The 10268-nt window shown below is 57.7% G+C and carries 4 protein-coding genes and 3 pseudogenes; 2 read left to right on the top strand and 5 right to left on the bottom strand.

Annotation, left to right across the window (positions count from 1 at the left end; all coding sequences use genetic code 11):
* Positions 1 to 175: pseudogene (locus C934_RS34625) on the bottom strand (IS5/IS1182 family transposase); the annotation flags it as partial.
* Between the two features lie 593 nt (positions 176 to 768).
* The gene (locus C934_RS0109255) at positions 769 to 2073 is read right to left on the bottom strand and encodes an MFS transporter (protein WP_026371695.1); all 1305 of its coding nucleotides are present in this window, start codon (positions 2071 to 2073) and stop codon (positions 769 to 771) included.
* A gap of 673 nt (positions 2074 to 2746) precedes the next feature.
* On the opposite strand from C934_RS0109255, the pseudogene C934_RS35600 reads away from it, so the two are divergent.
* Both C934_RS35600 and C934_RS0109245 read left to right on the top strand, forming a co-directional pair.
* Positions 2747 to 3253 (top strand): annotated as a pseudogene (locus C934_RS35600) (adenylate/guanylate cyclase domain-containing protein); the annotation flags it as partial.
* Between the two features lie 147 nt (positions 3254 to 3400).
* Positions 3401 to 4594, top strand: a complete 1194-nt coding sequence (locus tag C934_RS0109245; protein WP_245267935.1) for a tetratricopeptide repeat protein — start codon at positions 3401 to 3403, stop codon at positions 4592 to 4594.
* A 30-nt stretch (positions 4595 to 4624) separates the two neighbouring features.
* Here C934_RS0109245 and C934_RS0109240 read toward each other — a convergent pair whose 3' ends face one another.
* The 3 genes and pseudogenes from C934_RS0109240 to C934_RS31790 all read right to left on the bottom strand — a co-directional run bounded on the left by C934_RS0109240 (position 4625) and on the right by C934_RS31790 (position 10062).
* Positions 4625 to 7885 (bottom strand): error-prone DNA polymerase, encoded by a 3261-nt coding sequence (locus C934_RS0109240; protein ID WP_018856431.1) that lies wholly within the window; start codon positions 7883 to 7885, stop codon positions 4625 to 4627.
* A complete protein-coding gene (locus C934_RS0109235) occupies positions 7882 to 9393 on the bottom strand; it encodes a Y-family DNA polymerase (RefSeq protein WP_026371694.1) in 1512 nt (503 codons plus the stop codon). Before C934_RS0109235 ends, C934_RS0109240 begins: the two co-directional genes overlap by 4 nt.
* Positions 9314 to 10062: pseudogene (locus C934_RS31790) on the bottom strand (ImuA family protein). The gene C934_RS0109235 and the pseudogene C934_RS31790 overlap by 80 nt, the downstream one beginning before the upstream one ends.
* Between the last annotated feature and the right edge of the window lie 206 nt (positions 10063 to 10268).

Raw genomic sequence — 10268 nt, 5'->3', positions numbered from 1 at the left:
ATGGCGGCATGCCAGCTCCGTCCGAATAGACCGTCCCAAAGCGGGCTTCCAACACAGGCCAGTCAATAGCCTGCGCCAGACGCACAAGTTCGTGCTTCATGTTGATGATCTGGTCGAGCCGGGATCGGAATAAATCCTGTTCACCCGTTTGGCGCCGTTCGCGTGGTTTACCCATTCCTGGCTCTCCGATTCACCGCGATAAACCCAGTGAATCACGCTCCGCCAACCAGGGAAACCTCAAACTGATTTTGCAAGGAAACAGCCCGTTCGGTGGCTGTTTCCGGCAATTAGAAGATCTGCAGATCCTTCGATTCCTATGTCTAATCAGCAGCTTCCGTGTTCTTCACGGCCGACTAGTTTAGACCGGCGCTTCTAGCGGCAGAAATAGGTGGAAAAATCATATGGTCATTGACTGGAGAAAGGTTGATCACGTCCTGAATTCGAAAGCGATATCTGGCGCCGCAGGCGTCGGCATAGAGATACCTTCCTCTAAGGTGGAGGTTTGCCACCAGAAAATCACGTTGATCATCACGGTCAATTACCGACAATACAAACATTCGAGTCTTTATCCGCTTCAATGAAAATCAGTTTGAATAGAGTTTAGTTAAAGTATTGATAAAATAATGTAGCATATAAAATTCCATATGCGTCTGGCGTGCAAAAAAATAGCGTAAATAGTACTTACCTATGATTCTTCTGTCGGGCTCCTTCCTCCCAAACCTGCCTCGTCGTCACCATGCCCGCTTTCCTTTGAATTCCACGGGCCAACTACACGTTCACTTTGGCTTTTCCGCTTTCACTCGACGTCGGCGTGCGTCCGATCATACGGCCAACGACCAGTACCAGAATTGCTGCAGCAGCCAGGCAGGCCGCGAGGAAGAACATCGGGGCAATGGTGCTGCCGGTCGAATCCTTTATCCACGGTACGACGTTCTGCGCGATAAATCCGCCCAGGTTTCCGACAGAATTGATTGCCGCCAGACCTGCGGCTGCACCCGCCCCTCGAAGGAATCGTGACGGTAGGCTCCAAAAAACAGGTTGCCCGGCAAAGATGCCCGCTGCCGCAACACAGAGAAAGGCAAACTGAAGCAGATGGTTCGGAATCACGGCGGACAGAACCAGACAAACGGCGCCGACAACCGCTGGTACCACGATATAGGGCGTCTTCGACGAGGCTTTGTCTGCGGCTGACGGCACCGCATAGAGCGCGATTGCAACCAGCACCCATGGGATGATGTTGAGAAAGCCGTTGGCCGTATTGCTGACCCCAAAGCTCTTGACGATGGTCGGAAGCCAATAGCTGAGACCGTATGCCGCTAGGGGAAACCCAATATAGCAGATCGCCATCAAGAGAACCCGCGGATTGACGAGCGCCTTGAAGCCATCGCTGGCGGTCGCCTCCATGCCAGCGTTCTCCAAAGCAAGGCGGTCCCTCAGCCAGGTCTTTTCCTCGGAATTCAGAAACGTCGCACTTTCAGGCCGATCTGAGAGGTAGATCAATGTAACGAAGCCCGCGACAACAGCGGGAATTCCCGTCACCAGGAAGACCCACTGCCAGCCTGCATGACCATAGAGACCATCCAGATCGAGCAACATACCGCCCAGTGGCGCGCCGACGGCATTCGCGAGAGCGCTGAAAATCATGAACAAGCCGACCATCCTTCCGCGATAGGCGGACGGATACCAGAGAGTCAGCAGATACAGGACACCGGGAAAGAAGCCCGCTTCGCATGCCCCCAGCAAGAAACGGAGGATGTAGAACATCGTAGCATTCTGCGTGTAGGCGAGCGCTATCGTAACCGCACCCCACGACACCAGGATTCGCGCGAACCATTTGCTGGCCCCAAACCGGTCCAATAGAAGATTGCTTGGTACTTCAAATATGAAATAGCCGATGAAAAACAGCGAGGCGCCAAGACCGTAGGCGTATTCACTCATGCCGAGGGCGTCGACCATGTCTAGCTTTGCGAAACTGACGTTCTGGCGGTCGATGTATGCGATTAGGTAGAGGATGCCGAGAAACGGCATTAGTCGCCATGTAATTCTGGAAATGAGTTCTTTTTCGACAATCACGGTCATTGCCCTCCGTATGCATTCCAATGACTGAGATAGGGCGTTAGTGCACTAATCAACCTTCACGTGAGTTCGCGCGAACTGAACCTGAAGTTCGCTTCGATGAACTCAAAGGAGGTAAACGACCCCGTCGCGGGTGAGAGGGGGGGCGATCAACGTCGAGAGAGGGGTATGATGCCCTTAATCGAATGTTCGACGTGATGGCGAAAGAAATTGGCCTGGTCGGTCGCTTCACGCCAAGCTACATGACTGTATTGCCCCCCGAATGCGATCCGATCTATCGCCCACGAGCAAGCCAGGATACCGAACAGGAAGAGTAAGCCGCGCATGCGGAGACATTAGTCGTCTTCGATTTAGAAATACCTAACACAGGCTCAGCCCAGCGTCTGGGATTGGTGAGCTTTGCAAATCCTGCATTGCACGACCCGGCGGCCATAACCGAAGTCCCGATCGATCCTCCCGGGTGGATCTATAGAGAAAATTCTGACGACAGCCTTCATGACCTTACCTGGCCGCGCGTAGCGTTGCGCCACTGATGGGGTCAACGCGGTGACCCGGGACGCTGCTTCTTCGCGGAACGAAAAGCGCATTGTCGCAGCATTCGGCGTAATATGAGTCTCGTAAGCCACGAACGAGCGGCATCGGAATTCTCACTTAACCCGGCCTTGGACGTGTGCTTTTCTATGCGGGTATCCGGCCGGGAGCTGACAGGGCCGACTGTCGGGGGAATGGAGGGGAAGCTTTGGAGCGAAGGCTAGCCGCAATCCTAGTTGCCGATGTCGTCGGGTTTTCACGACTTGTCGAGGCCGACGAACGCAATACGCTTGCGGTTCTGATAAATTTACAGACCTCGGTGTTTCGTCCACTGATTGCAAGACATGCCGGCCGGCTGGTCAAATTGATGGGCGATGGGCTGATCGCCGAGTTCAGCTCGGTGGTTGAGGCTGTCTCGTGCGCAATCGCGATCCAGAACACATTGGCGAATGAACAGGAGCCGGCCGGTTCCGCAAACAGGATCATCCTTCGCATAGGCATCAATCTTGGTGATGTCGTGGTGGACGGTGACGACCTGCTCGGAGATGGTGTCAACGTTGCGGCCCGACTGGAGCAGTTGTGCCAGCCGGGTGATCTTCTGATTTCGGGGGCAGCCTACGAACAGCTCGCTGGAAAGGTTGACGCGAATTTCGACTACGCTGGTGAGCAGCACCTCAAGAACATCGCGCGGCCGATCAAGGCATACCATCTGCCACTTAGCGGGTCTGCCTACACTTCACCCGAAACTCCAAAATCGACGGGGCCTGCCATTGCCGTACTTCCATTTGAGAACATGTCCGGTGATCCGGAGCAGGCTTACTTCAGCGACGGAATAACTGAAGACATCATCACGGAATTGGCACGGTTCACCGAGCTCATGGTGATAGCGAGAACCTCGTCATTTGCGCTACGCGGCCGAATGCTCGATTTGCGCGAGGTGGGCAGGACGCTCAGCGCGGGGTATGTCGTAGAAGGGAGTGTAAGGCGCGCTGGTAACCGTGTTCGAATTACGGTCCAGCTCGTCGAGACAGCGAGCGGGACACACCTATGGGCGGATCGATATGACCGATCGCTTGACGATATTTTTTCCACTCAGGAGGAGATTGCGCAGAGCATCGTCGCCATGGTCGCCCAACGCGTCATAGACGACAACGAATTGACGTCACGACGTCGTCGCCCGGAAGACATGCGGGCATATGATCTCTTTCTGCAGGGCAACCGCCTCTCTGACGACTTCAGGCCAGGAGCGCAGGCACGCGCGGAGGCGCTTTTCGAGCGTGCCGCTAAAACTGATCCGACGTTTGCCAGAGCCCATACAGGCCTCGCCTACATATACCTCAACCGCGCGTCGGACGGTGCTATTGGCATTCCAAGACAAGAGGATGAGAACAGGATCAAAGCACTGCGTTCAGCCGAGATGGCTTTTGCCCTCGATCCAAGCGATCCACGGGTTCAGTCCACACTGGGATACATTTGCTTGACGTGGCGAGACTTCAAACGAGCTGAACATCATCTTGGCCTGGCGAAGTCGATGAACCCCAACGATGCTACCATTCTGATAATGTGGGCATGGATGCAAGGAGCGATTGGGCGGGCTGAGGAGGGCTTGGCCGGTGCGGAGATCGCGTATCGACTGAACCCATTATATCCCAGTTGGTACAACTATTATAAATCCCGCCTCCTCTTCCAAACAGGGCGATACAGCGAGGCGGCCGTCCTTCTCGAACAGCGAACATTCGCCACGCCGGAAAGGGAGCCGCGAGACATGGCGTGGCGCGCGGCCGCCTACGCTCACCTCAACCGGATCGAGGATGCAGAGAAATGCGGCCGGGTCTTCCTCGATGCTGTCAGCAGGCGATGGTGCGGAGATGCGGCCGCGGGTCCGGTTGATTATGTAAACTGGCTTGTAGATGTCTCATACCTCAGAGAAGAAAAGGACGTTGATCGGCTACGCCAAGGATTGAGGCTTGCGGGTCTACCCGCGTGAGGGGCGACGCGCGAATCCGCTGCCATGCCATCAATGAAAGTTCCTCGCCTTCACCTTCAAGGTATCGATATGCAGGTCCGGGACGAAAATGTCCCTCGGCTTGGCCGCCGCCCCATCACGTGAGTCCGGGCTGCCTGGCGAACCATGCGCAAATTCATCGCCCCTACCTGTCGGCAACTTGAAGTCCAGATCGCGATCAGTCAGCTCGCCTAATTCCCCGGACAGGTCGAAAAGCTGCTGCGCGACAAGATGTGCGACCTCTCCCTCGCGCTGAACGCGGCCGTTTATCGCCATCATCGACGATCCGAGGACGATCCGACGCCGGCGTTCGAACAGGCTTGGCCAGACGACGAGATTGGCCGGCCCAGTCTCATCCTCGATGGTGATGAACATCACGCCTTTCGCTGAGCCAGGCTTTTGTCTTACAAGGACGAGACCTGCCGTCATCAACCATCGACCGTCACGAGCGTTCATGGCTTCGGCACAAGTGACGATGCGGCGTACCGTCAGCTCCTTTCTGAGGAAGGCAATCGGATGGTCGCGCAGTGTTAGTCCGACATGACTGTAATCTGCGACAACGTTATGACCCGCGGTCATCTGTCGGAGTGCGACCTCAGGCTCCTGCTGCTCGGTGATCGCACGTGCTTCACGTTCGGAAGCGGCGGCGAACAGAGGAAGAGGTTCGTCACGCAGGGCCTTGATGGCCCAGATCGCATCCCGGCGCTGGAGCTTCAGCGACGGCAGGAATGCATCGGCTTCGGCAAGTTGTACGAGCGCTTCGGTTGGGACATGCGATCGCCGCCAAACATCGTCGACCGTTTCGAAGGATGCGTTCATCCTGGCAGCGACGATCCGGGCAGAATCCGCTACGGCCAGTCCCTTCACCAAGCGCATTCCGAGGCGGACCGCATGGCGATTGGTTCTTTCGATAAGCTCGAGCGTACAATCCCAGCGCGACTGGTTGATGCAGACGGGCCGGACTTCAATTCCATGGGCACGCGCATCCTGGACGATCTGGGCAGGCGCGTAGAAGCCCATCGGCTGCGAGTTCAGCAGAGCGGTGCAGAAGACGTCGGGGAAATGGCGCTTCACATAGTTCGAGGCATAGGCGATCAGCGCGAAGGAGGCAGCATGGCTTTCCGGGAAGCCGTATGAACCGAATCCTTCGAGCTGGCTGAACGTCTTCTCCGCAAACTCGGCCGAGTATCCGTTCTTGATCATCCCCGAAACCAGCTTCTCCTTGAAGCGACTGACGCCGCCGGTGAACTTGAATGTGGCCATCGACTTGCGGAGCTGGTCGGCTTCGCCGCCTGTAAAGCCAGCGCAGACCATCGCAACCTTCATGGCTGACTCCTGGAAGAGTGGCACCCCCAGCGTCTTTCCGAGAACGGCTTCCAGTTCCGGTGTCGGGTACTCGACAGGCTCCTTGCCCTCCCGGCGTCGGAGGTAGGGATGGACCATGTCGCCCTGAATCGGACCCGGGCGGACGATAGCCACTTGGATGACAAGATCGTAGAAGGTCCTCGGCTTCATGCGCGGAAGCATGGCCATCTGTGCACGTGACTCGATCTGGAATGTTCCGAGTGTGTCCGCCTTGCGGATCATCGCATAGGTCGCCTTGTCTTCCTGGGGGATTCCCGCGAGGTCGAGGTCCTCGCCTTTGTGCTCGCGAAGCAGATCGAAGGCCTTGGACATGCAGGTCAGCATGCCGAGCGCCAGAACATCGACTTTCATGAACTTTAGAGCCTCTATGTCGTCCTTGTCCCATTCGATCACCTGACGGTCGGCCATGGATGCCGGCTCGATGGGAACGAGATCGTCGAGTCGGTCATGGGTCAGCACGAAGCCGCCCGGATGCTGACCGAGATGACGGGGCGCGCCCATCAGTTGCTGGGCGAGCTTGAGCGTCAGAGCAAGCCGCCGGTCCTCAGGATTAAGGCCCTGTTCCCGCAGGCTCCGGTCGCTTGCCAGTTCATCCGACCAAGACCACATGCCTGCCGATAGCGCCTTGATGATATCCTCCGGCAACCCGAGCGCCTTGCCGACGTCGCGGATTGCACCCTTGGCTCGGTACCGCGTTACGGTCGAACAGAGGGCCGCCTTGTCGTGACCGTAGGTCGTGTAAATCCACTGGATGATCTCCTCGCGGCGCTCGTGTTCGAAGTCGACGTCGATATCTGGCGGTTCGTCGCGCTCCTGGCTCACAAAACGCTCGAACAGGAGATCGTTGGTCTCGGGATCGATCGAGGTGATCCCCAAGATGTAGCAGACGGCCGAATTTGCCGCCGATCCCCTGCCCTGGCAAAGAATACCCTTTGAGCGCGCGAAACGAACGATGCTGAACACTGTCAGAAAGTACGGCGCGTACTTCATCGTGCGGATCAGGTCCAGCTCGTGTTTTATGGCCCTGAGAACTTTCTGGGGCAAGCCTTCCGGATATCGGATTGGGATGCATTCGCGGACGTAATGCTCGAGCGACTGCTGCGCGTCCATGCCCATTACGACCGCTTCTTCGGGATATTGGTAGCTCAGCTCTTCAAGAGAAAACCCGCAGCGTTCGACAATCTCCATCGTCCGCGCCAGCGCCTCGCGGTAGCGTGGGAACAGGCGCTCCATCTCCTCGGGCGGCTTGAGGTATCTGTCGGCATGGCGTTCGCGCTCGAAGCCGACCTCATCGATCGTGGTGTTTTTGCGAATGCAAGTGACGACATCCTGCAGCTGGCGGCGGCCGGGCTCGTGGAACAGGACATCATTGGTGACGACGGTTTTCACACGGTGACGCGCAGCCATCTTCGAAATCTCGTGAAGCCGCATCTGGTCGTTCGGTCGGCGCCTCAGGCAGAGAGACACATAGGCCCGATTGCCGAATACCTCTGCCACCTTGCGAAGCTGGGCAGCGCAGTTCGCGTCCGGCAGATCGGGTAACAGGATGGCCAAAAGTCCTTCTGAATAAGCAACGACATCATCGAGCCCCAGGATGCACTTGCCCTTTCCGCCCCGGCTCTTGCCAAGTGTGAGCAGCCTGGTCAGCCGCGAGTACGCGTTGCGATTGGTTGGATAGACAAGGATCGACATCCCGTCCTGCAGATCGAGCCGACATCCGACAACAAGGCGCACGCCTGTCGCGCGCGATGCCTCGAGTGCCCGGATAATCCCGGAAAGGCTGTTGCGGTCAGCAACGCCAATCGCCTCGATGCCAAGTGCCTTTGCGGTGGCAAACAGCTCGTCGGCGCTGCTTGCGCCACGCAGGAAACTGAAATGGGTCGTGACTTGGAGCTCGGCGTATCTCATCCGAATATTCCGTGCATGAGCCATCGATGGGATCCTGTCTCGGAGTCGACCCCGTCACCCGACCTGAATATCCAAAAACGCTCGCCGCCTTCGTCCTCGACAACAAAGTAGTCGCGCACTGCCTCTAGTTCACTGTCGCGCTTCCACCACTCGCCGAAAACGCGTTCAGGACCATCAGCGCGTTTGACCTTTCGTCGTTTGCCACGCCAAGTGATACTCGCAGGCGGATGATCAGGCAGGAGTGCGATGACTTCGATCTGCTCTGGGCGGGCGAGCAATCGCACAGGCCGGGGCCAGTGGTGCGCCCACGTTTCCTCGACATCTGGAGCGGCAGCCGCGATCCGCAGTACACTGCGCTCGGGAACATCTGAGGCGACCGGCACGACCCGGTAGACCCGTTGCCCTCTATTGCCGAACACGTCGATCAGCGGCGTGATGTCATCGTCCTGCTCCTCTATGAGGTCAGAGGATCGCTGCTCCTGCTCAAGCGGCTGTGTCATAACCGCCGCCAATGTCATCTTCTCGATTCCGAACCCCGGTTCAATTTTTTCAGTACGATCTCGAAAGAGCTTCGACAGCCAGGCAACGTCGCGAGCAGGTTTGGCGGTTCCTGCACGGATTGCCTGGCGTGTACCGTCAACTTTCTCAACAATGAGATCCGTTCGCCGCACGCCAAGACCCTTGCGCTCCAGTTCGGCGACGAGCTGCACAACGAGCCGAGCAACATATTTGTTAATGGTTTCCGCGGCACCGATTGACTCGGCAAAGACCCTGCTGACCTCTATCAGCTCCGGTACCCGGATCGGATCAATCGGCTCGGCGACCCGACCAAAAACCTGATCCAGGCGACGTCCAAGTTCCGGACCGAAGCGAAGGGTCAGTGGTGCTCGGGGCGTTGCTGATAACTCCCCAATCGACTTGAAACCGAGAATATTGAGATCGCTAACGATCTTGGCCGGAAGCCTGAGCAATGAAAGAGGAAGGTGTTCGACGGCCCCGACCGTCTGTCCAATCGGAACTATGACCGTCCCCGTTCGGATCGCGCGAGCACAAGCGTGTGCCGCTCCCCACGTGTCGGCCACAGCAACCCGCGCTGTCAGTCCTTTCCCATGGAACCGGTTGGCTATTCCGGTCAACATCGGCAGCTCCCCACCCTGAAGATGGTCAGCACCTTCCGTGTCCATAACAATGCCATCGGGCTCATCAACAGCGACGATTGGAGAATACTGGCTGAGTGCCCAAAGCGTGATCCTTGCGAGAGCTGCTGCGTCGGCCGCCGGATCGGCGTCGATCAGCATCAAGCCCCTGACGATGGCTTGGGCTTTCGCCGCCGCCATCCCAACACGGACTCCCGCTTTCCTTGCCGCAGCGTCGGCCGCCGAGACCCATCGCTTTGGGCCGCTCTTTGCGATTACGGCAACGGGTTGCTCAACGGGGATAGAAGGGTCGTTGCGACGTATTCGATCCGTCGCCAACTCCGGCAGATAGATGGATACGACCCTGGACATCACACGCTCCTACGAAAAACTCAGCGCACTCACCTGCTTTCACCCGCATCAGTTCCAGAAACCATCTCGGCCTTGCCACACCCCGAACCGGAAGCTCCTCCGACGGCACGACGCTCACACGCCACCTGGTCGCTGACGCGGACGGTTGGCCGAGGTCGGAGGCCTCCGCCTGTCGCCGCCAGCGTCGAACGACCGGACCCATGGTTCCCGTTTTTCGGCGGAAAGCTGCAGCCTGCGGGAGGCTGTCATCGGCAATCGGACAAGTTCGGCCGACCGCTCCGAGACCGCGAACGAAAGGGTCTCCTCCATGGAAGCAAGCACGTGTTCCTCCTTGTCGCCTCGACGAAGACGACGCGGTCCGGCTGAAGGCCAGCCTGAGCCAAAGCCGGAAAGAGGTCCGGCCTCGTCAGGCACCAGATGACCTTGCCCTTGGTACGCGCGGCTATCCCGGCGGCAAACAAAGCGGCTGCCGCGCCGTCGGACGGTGCCCGATCCTCCGCCAGCGAACTCATGCACCGCACCGAAAGACAGTCCGCCTCCAGGCAGGTGCTCATCGATCTCGTGAACACCGAACGGCAGAACCTGATTGCGACGCACTAAGCCACCTTCGAGGTGCGCGATACGCTCCCGAAGTTCGGTGATGACAGGATTTGCGCCTGGTTGCGCCATCTGTAGCCTTCGTCAATTCAAGGGTTCCATCTCGTTCAAAAGCGAGTATGTTCTACATTTGTTCCTTTCCGGATTTTGAGTCAACGGGCGCGTTTCAGGTGCGTTTTGAACCAACAAGCCATCCACAGCAGCGCGGTGCGACGATCCATGAGGGAATTCAATGCGCTAGCAAACGCTGGTCCACAGGGCGTACAATATCTTCCGGA

Source organism: Rhizobium sp. 42MFCr.1 (genome assembly GCF_000377185.1).
Taxonomy (GTDB): domain Bacteria; phylum Pseudomonadota; class Alphaproteobacteria; order Rhizobiales; family Rhizobiaceae; genus Rhizobium; species Rhizobium altiplani.
The sequence above is the reverse complement of the archived record's forward strand: the minus strand, read 5'-3'. Positions and strand labels throughout refer to the sequence as shown.